Consider the following 16,432-nt stretch of genomic DNA (forward strand, 5'->3'; position numbering starts at 1 on the left):
GCGACGCGCGGAAGGCCCTGGCGTCCTGCGACGCCCCGGCCCTTACCGATTCCGGGGATATGCGGCCACTGACCTACAATCACCAGACCCCGGCAGTGTAGCCCTCGCCTTGCGCCGAACAACGTCCGTCCTGCAACGCTATGGTTCGGCCCTGCTACTGGCGCTGATGCCGCTGACCGTGCCTGCCCAGACCCTGGAGCGCGGCAACGGCCCCGAACCCAGCACGCTGGACGCGCACCGCTGCCAGGAGGTGGCCTGCGGCAACGTGCTGCGCGACCTCTACGAGGGCCTGGTCACCGAAGATGCGCACGGCCGTCTGGTGCCGGGCATGGCGCAGCGCTGGACGGTGTCGGCCGACGGCCGCACCTGGACCTTCGCGCTGCGCCCCGACCTGCGCTGGAGCAACGGCGAAGTCCTGGACGCGCCGCAGATCGTCGCCAGCTTCCGGCGCGCGTTCGAGCCGGCGACCGCGGCGCCGTTCGGCGAATTGTTCGACGCCCTGGAGAACGCGCAGGCGGTGCAGGCCGGACGGCGGCCGCCGAGCGCGCTGGGCGTGTCGGCGCCGGATGCGCGGACCGTGGTGTTCCGTTTGCAGCGCAGCGCCTCGCTGCCGGCGCTGCTGACGCTGCCGATCGCGTTTCCGGTCTACCTGCCCGCGGTCGAACGCCATGGCGCGCAGCACACCCGGCCCGGGCGACTGGTGTCCAACGGCGCCTATACGCTCGCGGCGTGGACGCCGCAGGCGAATCTGCTGGTGCAGCGCAACCCGCGCTTCCACGACGCGGCCCGGGTCGCGATCGCGCAGGTGCGCTACCACGTGACCGAGGACGCGGCCGCGGAACTGCAGCGCTTCGCCGCCGGCGACCTGGACATCACCGAGGTGGTGCCGCCGCAGCCGCTGACCGCGCTGCGCGCGCGCTTCGGCGAGCGCCTGCGTCTGTCGCCCTACCTGGGCGCGTTCTGGCTGGGCATGAACCTGACCCGCCCGCCGCTGCGCGAGGCACCGCAGCTGCGTCAGGCGCTGGCGCTGGCGATCGATCGCGACAAGCTCACCCGCCACGTCACCGGCCTGGGCGAGACGCCGGCCTACGGCATCGTGCCGCCGGGCATCGCCGGTTACACGCCGGCGTCGGCGCCCTGGGCCGGATTGAGCCAGGCGCAGCGCGAAGCGCAGGCACGCGCGCTGTATCGCGCCGCCGGCTATTCGGCGGATCAACCGCTGGTGATCGAGCTGCGCTACAACACCTCCACCCCGCACCGCCGGCTGGCGTTGGCGGTGGCGGCGATGTGGCGTCAGACCCTGGGCGTGCAGGTGCGCCTGCGCAACGAGGAATGGAAGGTGTTCGTGCAGAACCGTCGCCAGCGCGCGATCACCCAGGTATTCCGCGGCGGCTGGATCGGCGACGTGCCCGATGCGCGCAACTTCCTGGCCGCGTTCGGCAGCGACGGCCCCCTGAACTGGAGCGGCTACGACGACGCCGGTTTCCGCGACCGTCTCGCCCGCGCCGACGCGGTCAAGAGCGAAGCCGCGCGCAATGCCTGGCTGCACGCGGCCGAGACCCGGCTGTTGAACGCCGATGCGGTGATTCCGCTGTACTACTACACTTCCAAGCATCTGGTCGCCGAGCGCGTGCGCGGCTACGAATCCAATGCGCTGGACCGGCATGCGAGTCGTTGGCTGAGCCTGGAGGCCATGCCATGAAGCGCTGGGCCTCGCGCTTGTTCGAAGCCGTGCTCACGCTGTGGCTGCTGGCCACGCTGTGCTTCGTACTGCTGCGCGCCGCGCCCGGCGGCCCCTTCGACACCGAGAAGGCCGCGCCGCCGGAAGTGCAGGCCGCGCTCGCGGCGCAGTACCGGCTCGACCGGCCCCTGCCCGCGCAGTACGCGGCCTGGCTGGGCGATGTGGCGCGCGGCGATCTCGGCCCCTCGTTCCAATACCCCGACTACCGCGTGACCCAGCTGATCGCGAACGCACTGCCGGTGTCGATGCTCAACGGCGGACTGGCCTTGCTGCTCGCCCTGGCGCTGGGCATACCGCTGGGCACCTGGGCCGCGCTGCGTGCCGGGCGTTGGACCGATCGCGTGCTGATGTTCGCGGCCGGACTGGGCCTGGCGATTCCGAAGTTCGTCGCCGCGCCGCTGCTGGTGCTGCTGTTCGCGGTGAGCCTGCACTGGCTGCCCGCCGGCGGCTGGGGCGGCTGGAGCCACGTGGTGCTGCCGGTGATCGCATTGGCGCTGCCCAACATCGCCTACTGCGCGCGCCTCACCCGCGCCTCGCTGCTGGAGACCTTGTCGGCCGACTACCTCAAGGCCGCGCGCGCACGCGGCCTGTCCGAAACCCGCCTGCTGCTGGCGCATGCGATGAAGCCGGCCCTGCTGCCGGTCGCGGCCTGGCTGTCGCCGGCGCTGATCAACGTGGTCACCGGCTCGGCCGTGGTCGAGCAGGTGTTCGGCATCCCCGGCATGGGCCGCTACTTCGTCCAGGGCGCGCTCAACCGCGACTACACCCTGGTGCTGGGCGTGGTGCTGGTGGTGGGCGCATTGATCGTGGCGATCAACGCCTTGGTTGATGCCTTGCGCGCGGCCATGGACCCGCGTTTGGGCGAGGCCGGCGCTTGAGCACGCCGGGTTCGCGACCGATGCGGGCGGGGTGCGGGTTACCCTAAGCCCCAGGGGCCGCGCGCTGCGGACGTACGGGGCGGGAATGAAAGTCGCAAGTATCGGGATGGCGATCCTGGCCGCGTCGATGGCGCTGCCGGCGGCGGCGCAAGTGGACCTGGACGCTTATCTGCGCAAGGACCGCTTCGGCGAGATCAAGCTGTCCCCCACCGGCGCCTACTACGCGGCCACCATGCCCGGCGCCGAGCGCACGGCGCTGGTGGTGATCCGGCGCGCCGACAAGACCATCACCGCCAAGGTCTCGGGCGTGCCCGACTCGGACATCCACGACTTCGCCTGGGTCAACGACGAGCGCCTGGTGGTGGCGATGGCCGAGCGCTTCAGCGCGCTGGAACGGCCTTCGCCCACCGGCGAGCTGTATGCGATCAACGCCGACGGCAGCGGCGGACGCATGCTGATCGGCCATCGCGATTCCGACCTGGGCATCGGCGCGCAAAGCGTCAAGCTCAACGACTTCCGCGCCGCGGCGCTGGTCGACGATCTGCCGCAGGACGATCGCAATGTGCTGGTGTCGATCCAGGGCTTCGGGGCGACGCCGGAAACCCAGATCGACCGCCTCGACGTCTACACGGGCCGGCGGACCACGGTCGCCACCGCGCCGGTCGCCCGCGCGAGCTTCGTCACCGACGCCCACGGCGAGGTCCGCTTCGCCGTGGGCGCCGGCGACGACAACGCCAGCAAGCTCTACTACCGCGACAAGCGCGAAAGCGCATGGCGCCTGCTCAACGACGAAGCCCAGTCGCACCGGGCCGAGCGCCCGCTGGGCTTCGCGGCCGACGGCCGCACCGCCTACCTGCAGGTCGAACAAGCCAGCGGCCCCGACGCCATCGTCGCCCTGGACACCGCCAGCGGCGAACGCAAGCAGGCGCTGCGCGATGCGGTGGTCGATCCCCATCGCACGCTGTACAGCGGCGACGGCGCCGTGCCGGTGGGCGCGCAATACATGCAGGACAAGATCAGCAGCGCCTTCTTCGAGCCGACCTCGGCGCAAGCGGTGCTGTACCGCAAGCTGGAACGCGCCTTCCCCGGCCTGGCGGTGCGCGTGGTATCGAGCACCCGCGACGAGCGCCAGCATCTGGTCTACGCCCACAACGACCGCAATCCCGGCGACTATTTCCTGTACGACGCGACCTCCAAGGAGGCCGATCGCGTCTTCAGCCGCGCCGAATGGCTGGATCCGGGCAAGATGGCCGGCGTGCGCGGCATCGAAGTGCGCGCGCGCGACGGCCTGGCCCTGCACGGCTATCTCACCTTGCCCGCGGCCGCACCGGCGCGCTCCCTGCCGACCGTGGTGCTGCCGCACGGCGGTCCGATCGGCATCTACGACGAGTGGGGCTTCGACCGCGACGCACAGCTGTTGGCTGCGGCCGGCTATGCGGTGCTGCAGATCAACTACCGCGGCTCCGGCAACTACGGCCGCGCCTTCCTGCAGGCCGGCGCACGCGAATGGGGCGCGCGCATGCAGGACGACCTCAGCGACGCGACCCGCTGGCTGATCGAGCAGGGCATCGCCGACCCCAAACGGATCTGCATCTACGGCGCCAGCTACGGCGGCTACGCCGCGTTGATGGGCGTCGCGCGCGAACCCGATCTGTACCGTTGCGCGGTCGGCTACGTCGGCGTCTACGACCTGCCGACCAAGTACGAGGCCAATGCCGATGTCGCCCGGTGGATGCGCACCTGGTCGAACGACTGGATGGGTACGCCGGCCGATCTGGCCCAGCGCTCGCCCAACCGCATGGCCACGCGCATCAAGGCGCCGGTGTTCCTTGCCGCGGGCGGCAAGGACAGCATCGCCCCGATCAAGCACAGCAAACTCATGGAAAAGGCGTTGACCGAAGCCGGCGTGCCGGTGGAGACGCTTTACTATTCCAGCGAAGGCCACGGCTTCTACACCGAAGAACATCAGCGCGAGTTCTACCAGCGCCTGCTCGACTTCCTGTCCCGCCACATCGGCGGCGCCCAGGCCAAGTAGCCGACCGCAACATCGCCGCCACAGCGAAAGAGAGACCGCATGAAAATCGTCTATCGCGCCGCACACTCCACCGACGCGCACCTGGTGCACCAGTTGCTGGAACAGGAAGGCATGACCGCCTTCGTCAACGGCGGCCTGCTGGAAGGGGGCGCCGGCGAGTTGCCGATGAGCGGACTGGTGACGGTGTCGGTGGCCGACGAGCACGAGACGCGGGCGCGGGAAGTGGTGCGCGAATGGGAAAGCATGCCGGTACCGCCCGACGACGAGGACGAAGCCGACGCGCCCGCCGAAGCCGCGGCGGCGATCGCGACGCCAGCGCCCAGGCGCTGGGCGCCGGTGCTGGTGGCCGCGCTGCTGGGCACGGTCTTCGGCGCCCTGCTGACCTGGAGCCTGGTGCGCAAGCCGGTGGCGGTGGTCGGCAGCGATCTCAACGGCGACCAGACACCGGACGAACATGTCGTCTACGAAGACGGTCTGGCCGTACGCGTCGAAACCGATCGCAATCGCGATGGCCAGGTCGACGATATCGTCAACTACGACGCGTACGGGCGGCCGACCACGGTCGAATCGGACAACGATTTCGACGGCTACCTGGAATCCAGTCAGGCACACAACCGTGCCGGCTGGCAAAGCAGCGCCGCCGACATGGATGCGAACGGCGAGGCCGACTACCGCGCGGAGACCGAGCACGGCGTGCTCTCCCGCGAGGAATGGCTGGACGCCAAGGGTCAGGTCGTCAAGCGCGTGCGCCATCAGAAGGGACGCGCGGTGAGCGGCGAAATCGACAGCGACGGCGACGGCAAGCTCGACACCGCGCGCCGCTACGACGCTCGCGGGGAGATCGTTTCCAGTTCGCCGATCGCGCCCTAGCCCGATGCGAGCAGCGACGCGCACGGCTCGTCCATGACCTGAATGGAGCGCGCGTGCGGCGATGCGGCATGCGCCGCGGCGGCGCGCTCACTACACTGCGGACTCTCTACCGTCCCCGGTCCCGCATGCGCACCCGCAGATCCAAGGCCACCTCGCTGGACATCGCGCACCGCGCCGGGGTGTCGCAGGCCACGGTCTCGCGCGTGCTCAGCGGCAGTCCGCTCGTCAACGCCGAGACCCGCAAGCGCGTCGAAGCGCTGGTGCGCGAGCTCAACTACAAGGTCGACCGCCACGCCTCCAGTCTGCGCACGCAACGCTCGGGCACCCTGGCGCTGCTGCTGTTCGAGGACCCCACCCCGGACGAGTCGCACATCAATCCCTTCTTTCTGTCCATGCTGGGCTCGATCACGCGCGCCTGCGCGCGCGAGGGCCAGGACCTGCTGATCTCGTTCCAGCAGCTCTCCGACGACTGGCACGCCGACTACGAGGACAGCATGAAGGCCGACGGCCTGATCCTGCTCGGTTACGGCGACTACCTGGCGTACGAAGGAAAGCTGGAGAAGCTGGTCGCGCAGGGGACGCGTTTCGTCCGTTGGGGGGCGGTGCTGGCGGATCAGCCGGGCGTGTCGATCGGCTGCGACAATTTCAACGGCGGGCGCCTGGCCGGCGAGCACCTGGTCGGCCTGGGCCATCGGCGCATCGCTTTTCTGGGTGGCGCCTCCAGCCATTGCCCGGAGTTCTTCGACCGCTTCCGCGGCTGCGATGCCGCGCTGCGCGAGGTCGGCGGCGCCATGGAGGCGATCCTGCAGGTGGATGCGGAGAGCTTCGAAGAGGACGGTTACGCCGCGGCGCGCGAACTGATGGCGCGCGGCGGCCGCTTCGATGCGGTGTTCGCCGCCAGCGACCTGATCGCGATCGGCGCGCTGCGCGCCTTCGCCGAGGCCGGCCTGCGCGTGCCCGAGGACGTGGCCGTGGTCGGCTTCGACGACATCCCGATGGCGCGCTTCGCCAGCCCGCCGCTGACCACCGTGTTCCAGGACACCAAGCGCGCCGGCGAACTGCTGGTGGAAACCCTGTTGCGCCAGATCCTGGGCGAGACCACCGAGAGCATCACCCTGCCCGCCTCGCTGGTGGTGCGACGCTCCAGCGGCGCCTGAGCGCGGCGGTCGATCTGCGGCGCGTACGGCCTAGCGCTGCAACTTGCGCCGCATCAGGGCATCGAGCGCGCGGCGCAGGTCCTTGCGCGTCGGCACCGCGTCCAGCACGAACACCTTCACGTCGTGCGCGGGCACGCTGGTCGAGAGCGCGCCCTTGGCGGGGATGGCCAGATCCTGACCGGACAGCGCATCGCGCCAGACGCCGGCCTCCAGGTAGCGCCGCACCTCGAAGTCCGCCGGCGTCGCGCCCTTGTTGAGCAGCACCAGCGCGATCTGGGCCTGGTCACCATGCCGGTAGACGCGATAGAACGCGGCGCGGTCGCCCTGCAACGCGATATCCAGCTGCAGCCCACGCTGCAGCGCCGGCGTGGCCGCGCGCAGGCGCGCGATGCGCTTGAGCCGTTCGTAGATCGGCTGACCCGGCGCGGCGTCGATGCGCGCCTGGCCGTAGTAATTGCGATTGCCTGCGTGCTCGGCGCGACCGCGCATGAAGCCGGTTTCCGAGCCGTAGTAGAGCACCGGGATCCCGCGCGCAGTGAACAACCAGTTATGAGCATCGATGAAGCCTTCGTCGCTCGCGTCCAGGCGCGGCATGTCGTGGTTGTCGTAGAAGGTCATCAACTCGTAGGGATTCGCGTACGGCCCGCGCTGCAGGTACAACCGCTCCCGCAACCGCTGGTAGCCGGCGCCTTGGCGACCGAACACCTCCCCCATGCGTTGCTTGAGCGGGAAATCGAGCACGCTCACGCCGCCGTTCTCCGGCCAGGTGAACGGCGCGATGTTGCGCGCCTGATAGTCGAAGGCCTCGCCGAACATGAAGAACCCCGGCCGCTTCGCGCGTATGCGATCGGCGAACGCCTTCCAGAACGCATGCGGCATGTGACGGATGGTGTCGATGCGGAACGCGTCGGCGCCCTGCTCTATCCACTGGGCGTACGCACCGACGAAGTACTCCAGCACCTCGGGACGGCTGTCGTCCAGATTGGACAGCTGGACCAGGTCGGCTTGGGAATGGAAGTAGCGATGCAAGGGCTGGTGCGCGGGGTCGAGCCGGTCCGGCGCCAGATTCTGATGATCGGCGACCAGTACCCCCTCGCGGTAGAGCTCGCCGAACTTGGGCTGGTCGCTCGGCATCGTGAACGAAGGCGAGCCGTGGTTGGCGACGATGTCGAGCACGGTCTTGAGGCCGTGCTTGCGCAAACCCGCGCTGAGTCCGGCAAAATCCAGGCCTGGACTGGGCAGGTGCTCGTCCAGGCGGTAGAAGTCCACGCCCCAGTAGCCGTGATAACCGGTCTTGCCGCGATCCTGGAAGGCACCGCCCCAGGTCACCGTGTCGCCGCCAGTGAAGGCCTGATCCGGGTTGTCGACGATGGGCGTGAGCCAGACCGCGCCGAAACCCAGCTCGCGGATGTAGCCCGCGTTGGCCAGCAGGCCTTTGAAGTCGCCACCCTGGTAGCCGATGTTGTCGCTCTCGCCGGGCGGCGCGTCGGGTAGCGGACGATCGAAACTGCGCGTGGCCGGATCCGGGCCGCCCTGTTCGCGCTGGTCGTTGCCGGTGTCGCCGTTGACGTAGCGATCGGTGAGCACGAAGTAGACCGCATCGCTGGCGAACGGCTCCAGGGTGCCGTAGTAGTCTCCCGACGCCTCGCCCGCGCTGGCCGAACCCGCGCACAGCGCCAGCAACGCGGCACTCCAACAGCGTCGCAGGGCAGCGGCGCTCATGACGCGCGCACCGCCGGCTCGCGCACCCGCAGCACGCATGCACCCGACACGATCAGGCTCACGCCGCCGATCGCCAGGGCCTGCATCGGCTGGCCGCCGAACCAGGTCTTGAGCAGGAAGCCCAGCAGGCTGGCCGCGACCAGCTGCGGAATCACGATGAAGAAGTTGAAGATGCCCATGAACACGCCCATCTTCTCCGCCGGCACGCTATCGGACAGCAGGGCATACGGCAGCGACAGGATCGAGGCCCAGGCGAAGCCGACCCCGAGCATCGACAACAGCAGCCAGTGCGGGTCGCGGATCAGCAGGAACGACAGCAGGCCCAGGCCGCCCAGACCGACGTTGATCAGATGGCTCAGGCGCAGGCCGATGCGGCGCACCATCCACGGAATCGCGATCGCCGCCAGCGCGGCGAAGCCGTTGTAGGCCGCGAACAGCACGCCGACCCAGTTAGCGCCCTCGTTGTAGGCGGGCGAGGACGGGTCGCTGCTGCCGTAATGCACCTGGGTCACCGCGGCGGTGGTGTAGATCCACATCGCGAACAAGGCGAACCAGGAAAAGAACTGCACCACCGCCAGCTTGCGCATCTCGGCGGGCATGTCGTGCAGGTCGCCGATGATCTGGGCGAAGGCGCCGTCGCGACGCAACAGTCCGACCAGGATCAGGGCCAGGCCATAGGCGACGAGCAGGCCGGCCAGGATGTAGAGCTGTCGATCCAGGCCGAAGCGCAGCACCGCATAGGCGCCCGCCGCGCCGACGACCAGCCAGATCAAGCCGTTGCGGCGTGCGCGCGCGACATCCAGCGCGCGCTGCGGCGCGCGCGGGGCGCTGTCGTGCGCGCGCAGCGTCTGCGGCGGATACTCGCGCGTGCGCAGTACGGTCCAACCCACCGACAGCAGCAGCACCGCGCCGCCGAAGTAGAACGCGTAGCGCACGGTGTCGGGCACGCCGCCAGGCTCGGCGGTGTTGCCGACGCCATAGTGGGCGAGCGCATACGGTAGGGCGCTGGCGATCACCGAGCCCACGCCGATGAAGAAGCTTTGCATCGCGTAGCCGCCGGCGCGCTGCGAGGTCGGCAGCTGGTCGCCGACGAAGGCGCGGAACGGTTCCATGGAGATGTTGATCGACGCGTCCAGCACCCACAGCAGGCCGGCGGCGATCCACAGCGTCGGCGAGTTGGGCATCGCGAACAGCGCCAGCGTGGCCAGCACGGCGCCGATCAGGAAATACGGCCGGCGCCGGCCCAGCCGGGTCCAGGTGCGATCGGACAGGTAGCCGACGATGGGCTGCACGATCAAGCCGGTCAGCGGCGCGGCGATCCACAGCACCGGGATCGCCTCCATGCTGGCGCCCAGGGTCTGGAAGATGCGGCTGACGTTGGCGTTCTGCAGGGCGAACCCGAACTGGATGCCGAGAAAGCCGAAGCACATGTTCCAGATCTGCCAGAACGACAGCGTCGGTTTGGTCGTCATCGGAGGGTGCCCGTCATGGCGGAGGCGCCGTCACCGTAACCGCCCTGCCCGTGCGGCGGGAAGGGCGGACGGTCGCGGCGGCGTCGGTCAGAACTTCGAGGCGAAGCGCAGTCCGAACATACGCGGCGTATTGAGGTAGCGGATATTGACCGAGTTGTTGATGAAGCCCTTGCCCGAGTAGGCCTCGTCGGTGAGGTTGGAGACGAAGGCGTCGACGCGGAAGCGCTCGTCCTGGCCGAAATTGAGGCCGGCCGACAGATTGAGCGTGGTGTAGCCGTCCACCTTGTCGTTCATGGCCAGTCCGTTGGCCGCGGGGCCGGCGCCGGCCGGGTTGGAGCCGTTGTTGAAGGCCATCTGCGACAGCGGGATCTCGATCACATTGCCGTTGGCGTCGAGGCCGAAACCGCGGCTGTTGTACGCGGTCAGGTAGTAATCGGAACGGTAGGCCAGGCTTAGCGTCCAGTCGAAGGAACTGACCGGGCCCCAATCCACGCCCATGTTCTGCGACAGGTTGAGGTTGAGATTGATCTTGGAGGTATTCGGCAGGCGGTTGCCGTCCAGCGGCACGATCAGGCTGGAGCGGGTGTCGAGCACGTCCGAGTCCTTGAACTCGGTATCCAGATAGGTGAAGTTGTAGCCCAGGCTCAGGCCGTGCTCGAAACCGAAGCGGCCTTCGAATTCCAGGCCGAGCACGCTGGCGTTGGCGGCGTTGTCGTTGAGCACCTGGCGGGTGACCGCGTTCGGGTTGTCCGGCGTGGGCGCCGGCACGTCGATCATGTTCTGCAGCACCTTGTCCTGATAGTCGTAATAGAACACGGCCGCGTTGAAGCGCACCGGCATCTCGCCCCAGTGCACGTCGCTCTTGTAGCCGACCTCATAGGAGGTGAGCTGCTCGGGCTTGAACTGGATCGACAGCACGCGGCCGTCGGCCAGGGTCATCGGCCGGTTGAGGCCGCCCGAACGCGTGCCGGTGGACACGGTGGCGTACAGCATCTGGTTGTCGGCCAGGTCGTACTCGGCGCCCACGCGCCAGTCCAGATAGTCGTCCTCGTAGACGCTGACGTTGGTCGCGCCGGGGCCGTAGTCCGACCGCATGATCACGTCGATCTGATCGCGATAGCGGGTGAGGAACTCGTCCCAGTTGTCGCGATAGCCCAGGCTTTGAAAACCGTCGAGGAAGTAGTCGAGGCCGTTGTTGCAGCCGGCCGTGGCGGCCGGGGTCCAGTCGTTGTTGGTGCACACCGTCGGTGCCGGCATGCGCGCGCCCGGATCGCGCAGGCGGAAACCCGGCGACAGCAGGGTCAGACCGGTGGTCCAGGGATTGGTGCCGGTGTTGGGCGCGGTGCCGAAGAACTGCTGAAACAGGGCATCGGGCACCACGAACTGGTACTTCACGTGGCGCTCGCGCGCGGTCTTCTTGTCCTCGGTGTAGCGCAGGCCAGCGAGCAGGCGCAGGTCGTCGTTGACCGAGAAGGTGAAATCGCCGTAGACGGCGTTGGAACGCACTTTGGAGCCGTCGCCGCGGTTCTCGCCGCCCAGACCGTCCTGCCAACCGCAGGTGGTGCCCGGAGCGAACCATTCGCAATCGCCCCAGTAGCCGTTGCCGACGTCCCAGGACACGTAGTCGTACTTCTCCTGGTAGTTGAACACGCCCGCCGACCAGATCAGACGCCCGGTGTCGCCGTAGAAGCGCAGCTCGTTGATCGAGGTGCTGGACTTGTCGGCCTGCATGAAGGTGTCGGACCACTGCAGGCGTTCGGGGTTGTGATAGGCCTCGACCTCGCTGCCCGGATACACCGGCCCCAGCTGCCATTCGCGCGAGGCGTTGCGGTTGTAGAAGTCGTACTTTCGGTAAGCGGTGCTGAACTCGACCGCGAAGGCGTCGCTGAATCGGTAGGTAAAGGTGCCGGAAATGCCTTCGATGTCGTTGGTGGTCTCGCCCTGGGTGCGGAAGTACTGGCGGAACGGGTCGTCGAGGTCGCCGATGTCGATGCCGCGCGCCTGCGCGCGCTCGGTGAACATGCCCGGATCGCCGGTGCCCTCCTCCTTGACCTTGTCCATCATGACGAAGGCGCTGAAGCGTTCGTTGGGCTCCCACAGCAGGCTCAGGCGCGCGGCCGAGTTGTCGATGGCGCCCGGCCCCTCCAGATCGAAGGGATAGCCGTTGCTGATGTAGGAGTCGCGCGATTCGTCGAACAAGGCCAGGCGCGCGGCGAAGGTCTCGCCGAACGGAACGTTGAGCACGCCCTCGTAGGTGCGGAAGTCGTAGTTGCCGGCGCCGATCTTGAGGTTGCCGTTGAAGGTGTCGAACTCCGGCCGCTTGGAGATCACGTTGATCGAGCCGGCGGCGGCGTTGCGGCCGCGCACCGTGCCCTGCGGGCCCTTGTGCACTTCCACGCGCTCGACGTCGAAAAACATCGGGCCGATCGAGCGCGGACGCGGCAGGTAGATGCCGTTGTAGTAGGTCGCCACCGCCGGATCGGAGGAGAAATCCGAGTCCGAGGCGCCGATGCCGCGCAGGTACATCTCGTACTTGCCTTCCTGCTTGGTGATCTGCAGGGCGGGCACCACGTTCTGCAGGTTGCGGATGTCGGCGTTGATGGCCAGCTTGTCGAGCTCGTCGCCGGTGAAGGCCTGGATCGAGCCGGAGTATTTCTGGATCGACTGTTCGCGACGGTTGCCGGTCACGGTGACCGCGTCGAGCTGGTGCGCCTGCGCCTCGGTGGACGGCGCCGCGTCCGCGGGCGCCGTGGCGTCCTGTCCTGCCGCCCACGCGGTCCAGGGACTGCACAGACCCAGCGAAGCCAGGGCGACGGTCAGCAGATTGGGCTTCAACGAAGCCGACTTCAATTTCAACATGCCCCCTCCCAGAAGCTTGTTTCGTGTGCGGCTGCGCCGATGGCGCCGCGCCGCTTCGTTCGCCGGTCGCGTCGCTCCGGCGGTGCGGCCAATCTTAGGCAGGCCGATCGCCTTGCAGCGCACGTTGCATACGTATTCATGGCCTTGCATGCGCATCGATGTCGCATTCATGCACGGCGCTGCAATGCAGCATCGGAGTGAATACGTATGCAGTCGCGCGCAGCCGCATCGGCGACCGGTAAGCTCGCCAGCACTCCGCGGCGACGCAGGCGCGCCGCCCGTATCCCTTCGAGGTGGCTTTGAACGATTCGGTCCACACAGGCCTCGCCGGCGGCGAAACGCAAGACGAGGCGGCGCGGCGCGCGGCGCCGTGGTGGCGCGGCGCGGTGATCTACCAGATCTATCCGCGCAGCTTCCGCGATGCCAACGGCGACGGCGTGGGTGACCTGCGCGGCATCATCGACAAGCTGGACTACGTCGCCGGCTTGGGCGTGGACGCGATCTGGATCTCGCCGTTCTTCAAATCGCCGATGGCCGACTTCGGCTACGACATCGCCGACTACCGCGAGGTCGATCCCCTATTCGGCCGCCTGCAGGACTTCGACGATCTGCTGGCCAAGGCGCACGGCCTGGGCCTGAAGGTGATGATCGACCAGGTGCTCAGCCACACCTCGGCCGAGCACGCCTGGTTCAAGGAAAGCCGCGCCAGCCGCGACAACCCCAAGGCCGACTGGTACGTGTGGGCCGACGCGCGCGAGGACGGCACCCCGCCGAACAATTGGCTGTCGTTGTTCGGCGGCGTGGCCTGGAAGTGGGAGCCGCGGCGCGGGCAGTACTACCTGCACAACTTCCTGGCGGCGCAGCCGGATCTGAACTTCCACAACCCGCAGGTGCGCGCAGCAGTGCTGGACAGCGTGCGCTTCTGGCTGGAACGCGGCGTCGACGGCCTGCGCCTGGATGCGATCAACTTCTGTTTCCACGACGCGCTGCTGCGCGACAACCCGCCCAAGCCCAAGGAACGCCGCGTCGGCCGTGGCTTCAGCCCCGACAACCCTTACGCTTTCCAATACCACCACTACAACAATACCCAGCCGGAGAACCTGGCTTTCCTGGCCGAACTGCGCGCCCTGCTGGACCGCTACCCCGGCGCGGCCGCGCTAGGCGAGATCTCGTCGGAGGACTCGCTGGCGACCATGGACGAGTACACCCGCGATGGGCGTCTGCACATGGGCTACAGCTTCGAGCTGCTGACCCAGGACCGCAGCGCGGCCTATATCCGCGCCACCGTGCAGACGCTGGAGGCGCAGATGCGCGAAGGCTGGCCGTGTTGGGCGATCTCCAACCACGACGTGCAGCGCGTGGTCACGCGCTGGGGCGAAGGCGACGAACCGGCGCGCTACGCCACGCTACTCAGCGCGCTGGCCTGTTCGCTGCGCGGCTCGGTATGCGTGTACCAAGGCGAGGAACTGGGACTGCCCGAGGCCGACGTGCCGTTCGAGGCCCTGCGCGACCCCTACGGCATCGCGTTCTGGCCCAGCTTCAAGGGCCGCGACGGCTGCCGCACGCCGATGCCCTGGGACGGCAGCGCCGGTGCCGGCTTCAGCGACGGCACGCCGTGGCTGCCCATCCCCGACAGTCACCGCGCACGCTCGGTCAACGCGCAGGAGGCCGACCCGCATTCGCCGCTGCACGGATTCCGCCGCTTCCTGGCCTGGCGACGCGAACAACCCGCGCTGCGCCTGGGCGAGATCGAATTCCGCGAGACCGCCGACCCCGTGCTGGCGTTCACGCGCCGACTGGAGGACGAGGAGCTGCTGCTGGTGTTCAACCTGTCGTCGCAGCCGCAGGCGCTGAGCTTGGCCGCGCACGAGCGTTGGCAGCCGTTGCGGGGCCACGGCCTGGCCGAAGGCGAATGGGACGGCCAGTGTCTGCGCCTGCCGGCGCACGCCGCCTGCATCGCGCGCCGCGCCTAAGCGCAGCGGTAGCCGCCCAGGCGGCTACAAGCCCAGCCAGCCGCCGACCACCGCGCGCGCTTCGTCCACGCCCTGCTTGGACTCGCCGGAGAAGGTCTGCACGCTGACCGAGTTGCCGTAGGCCGAGAACAGGTCCTTGCGCACCGCCAGCAGGGCCTGCGATTGCTGGCCGCGGCCGAACTTGTCGGCCTTGGTCAGCAGCGCGTGCGCGGGCAGGCCGCGCGAGACCGCGTAGCCGAGCATCTGGCGGTCGTAGTCCTTGAGCGGATGGCGGATGTCCATCACCACCACCAGCCCGCGCAGGGCCTGGCGGGTCTGGAAGTACTGGTCGATGAAGGCCTGCCAATGCGCCTGCAGGTCCTGCGGGACCTTGGCGTAGCCGTAGCCGGGCAGGTCGACCAGGTAGCGGTCGGTGCTGGGCGGAATATCGAAAAAGACCAGCTGCTGGGTGCGTCCGGGCGTCTTGGACACCCGCGCCAGCGCGTTCTGCTGGCACATGGCGTTGAGGGCGCTGGACTTGCCGGCATTGGAGCGGCCGGCGAAGGCGACCTCGAAGCCGCCATCGGGTGGCAGCTGCTTGGGAGTGTGCGCCGCCAACAGGTAGCGGGCGCGGGCGAGGGGATTGACCATGCCGCTAGGATCGCACGCCGGCGGTGCCCAACGCCCGTCGCGGGCCGTGTTTTCGGCCCGAAAGGCCGCGCCGAACCGCGCGCGGGCACCGATTCGCGTTGACCCGCCCTGCCCCCGCGACGATAATTCCGAGGTTCCGGCGACCGCTTCGCGGCCCGCCCTCCCAGTGTTTCGGAGCCCAGCTACATGAGCCAAGCCCGCGTCCTAGGCATCGTCGGTCTGACCGTTCTGGCGGCCGTTGCCGTCGCCTACGCCCAGCCCACGATCACGCCGATCCCCGACAAGGAGCCGGTCCAGGCCGCGCCACTGGTCGAGAAGCCGGCCTCGTGGGGCGACGTCAAGGCGGGCGCCACCAAGGCGGGCACCTGCGCGGCCTGCCATGGCCTCGACGGCAATCCGACCGATCCGCAGTACCCGCGTCTGGCCGGTCAGAGCGAGCGTTACATCGCCCATCAGATCGCGCTGTTCAAGAGCGGCGAGCGCAACACCGGCATGGCCGCGGCGATGAAGCCCTACGCCGATGCGCTGACCGCGCAGGACGCACGCGATCTGGGCGCCTACTTCGCGACCCAGAAGTCCGGCGCCGGCGTGGCCGACGACACCGTGATCGCGACCGGCCCGAACAAGGACAAGAAGTTCTTCGAAGTCGGCCAGCAGCTGTTCCTGAGCGGCGACAAGGCGCGCGGCATCCCGGCGTGCATGGCCTGCCACGGTCCCGGCGGCGCCGGCAACCCGGGCCCGGCCTATCCGCACATCGCCGGTCAGCAGGCCGCGTACTCGCAGCGCCGCCTCGAGGAATACCGCGCCGGCACCACCACCCAGCGCGATCCGCACCTGTTCAACGTGATGGCGAGCGTGGCCAAGAACCTCAGCGACGAGGAAATCGGCGCGCTGTCCAGCTACCTGCAGGGCCTGCACGACCGCGCCGAGGACTTCGCCGCCGCCGATGCGCCGGCCGCCCCGGCCGCCGCCGCGCCTGTCGCGGCACCGGCACCGGCCACCCCCGCTCCGGCGGCGCCGGCCAAGGACGCCGCGGTCAAGCCGGCCGCCGGTACCTGAGCCCAGGGCGCACGCCGCGCCCCGTACTTGAACGCC

At 68.8% G+C, this 16,432-nt stretch carries 10 protein-coding genes and 1 pseudogene; 7 read left to right on the forward strand and 4 right to left on the reverse strand.

What is annotated here, in order from left to right; translation table 11 throughout:
- Positions 1–109 precede the first annotated feature (109 nt).
- From BMZ45_RS18285 to BMZ45_RS18305, 5 genes and pseudogenes are all read left to right on the forward strand, one after another.
- Positions 110–1,702, forward strand: coding sequence for a peptide ABC transporter substrate-binding protein (locus BMZ45_RS18285; protein WP_139215580.1), 1,593 nt, complete (start codon positions 110–112; stop codon positions 1,700–1,702).
- Positions 1,699–2,619 carry an ABC transporter permease subunit gene (locus tag BMZ45_RS18290; protein WP_091637965.1) on the forward strand — a complete coding sequence of 307 codons (921 nt, stop codon included), beginning with the start codon at positions 1,699–1,701 and terminating at the stop codon, positions 2,617–2,619. The genes BMZ45_RS18285 and BMZ45_RS18290 overlap by 4 nt, the downstream gene beginning before the upstream one ends.
- 85 nt (positions 2,620–2,704) lie before the next feature.
- Positions 2,705–4,654: a S9 family peptidase gene (locus BMZ45_RS18295; RefSeq protein ID WP_091637966.1), complete on the forward strand. Its 1,950-nt coding sequence runs from the start codon at positions 2,705–2,707 to the stop codon at positions 4,652–4,654.
- A 39-nt stretch (positions 4,655–4,693) separates the two neighbouring features.
- Positions 4,694–4,888: pseudogene (locus BMZ45_RS22045) on the forward strand (DUF2007 domain-containing protein); the annotation flags it as partial.
- A 761-nt stretch (positions 4,889–5,649) separates the two neighbouring features.
- Positions 5,650–6,681 carry a LacI family DNA-binding transcriptional regulator gene (locus BMZ45_RS18305; protein ID WP_091637968.1) on the forward strand — a complete coding sequence of 344 codons (1,032 nt, stop codon included), beginning with the start codon at positions 5,650–5,652 and terminating at the stop codon, positions 6,679–6,681.
- Between the two features lie 30 nt (positions 6,682–6,711).
- Here the strand turns inward: BMZ45_RS18305 and BMZ45_RS18310 are convergent, their stop codons facing one another.
- The 3 genes from BMZ45_RS18310 to BMZ45_RS18320 form a co-directional block, all read right to left on the reverse strand.
- Complete coding sequence (locus tag BMZ45_RS18310) at positions 6,712–8,403, reverse strand: alpha-amylase family glycosyl hydrolase (RefSeq protein ID WP_091638042.1); 1,692 nt, start codon at positions 8,401–8,403, stop codon at positions 6,712–6,714.
- The gene (locus tag BMZ45_RS18315; RefSeq protein WP_091637969.1) at positions 8,400–9,875 is read right to left on the reverse strand and encodes an MFS transporter; all 1,476 of its coding nucleotides are present in this window, start codon (positions 9,873–9,875) and stop codon (positions 8,400–8,402) included. Before BMZ45_RS18315 ends, BMZ45_RS18310 begins: the two co-directional genes overlap by 4 nt.
- Before the next feature lie 87 nt (positions 9,876–9,962).
- Positions 9,963–12,734, reverse strand: a complete 2,772-nt coding sequence (locus tag BMZ45_RS18320) for a TonB-dependent receptor (RefSeq protein WP_175489148.1) — start codon at positions 12,732–12,734, stop codon at positions 9,963–9,965.
- Positions 12,735–13,120: 386 nt separating this feature from the next.
- On the opposite strand from BMZ45_RS18320, the gene BMZ45_RS18325 reads away from it, so the two are divergent.
- Positions 13,121–14,707 (forward strand): alpha-glucosidase family protein, encoded by a 1,587-nt coding sequence (locus tag BMZ45_RS18325; RefSeq protein ID WP_254776692.1) that lies wholly within the window; start codon positions 13,121–13,123, stop codon positions 14,705–14,707.
- A gap of 24 nt (positions 14,708–14,731) precedes the next feature.
- On the opposite strand, the gene yihA is transcribed toward BMZ45_RS18325, so the two are convergent.
- A complete protein-coding gene (gene yihA, locus BMZ45_RS18330; RefSeq protein WP_091637972.1) occupies positions 14,732–15,337 on the reverse strand; it encodes a ribosome biogenesis GTP-binding protein YihA/YsxC in 606 nt (201 codons plus the stop codon).
- A 186-nt stretch (positions 15,338–15,523) separates the two neighbouring features.
- On the opposite strand from yihA, the gene BMZ45_RS18335 reads away from it, so the two are divergent.
- Complete coding sequence (locus BMZ45_RS18335) at positions 15,524–16,396, forward strand: c-type cytochrome (protein ID WP_091637973.1); 873 nt, start codon at positions 15,524–15,526, stop codon at positions 16,394–16,396.
- Positions 16,397–16,432 lie beyond the last annotated feature (36 nt).

The organism is Lysobacter sp. cf310, assembly GCF_900114355.1.
Taxonomy (GTDB): Bacteria; Pseudomonadota; Gammaproteobacteria; order Xanthomonadales; family Xanthomonadaceae; genus Lysobacter.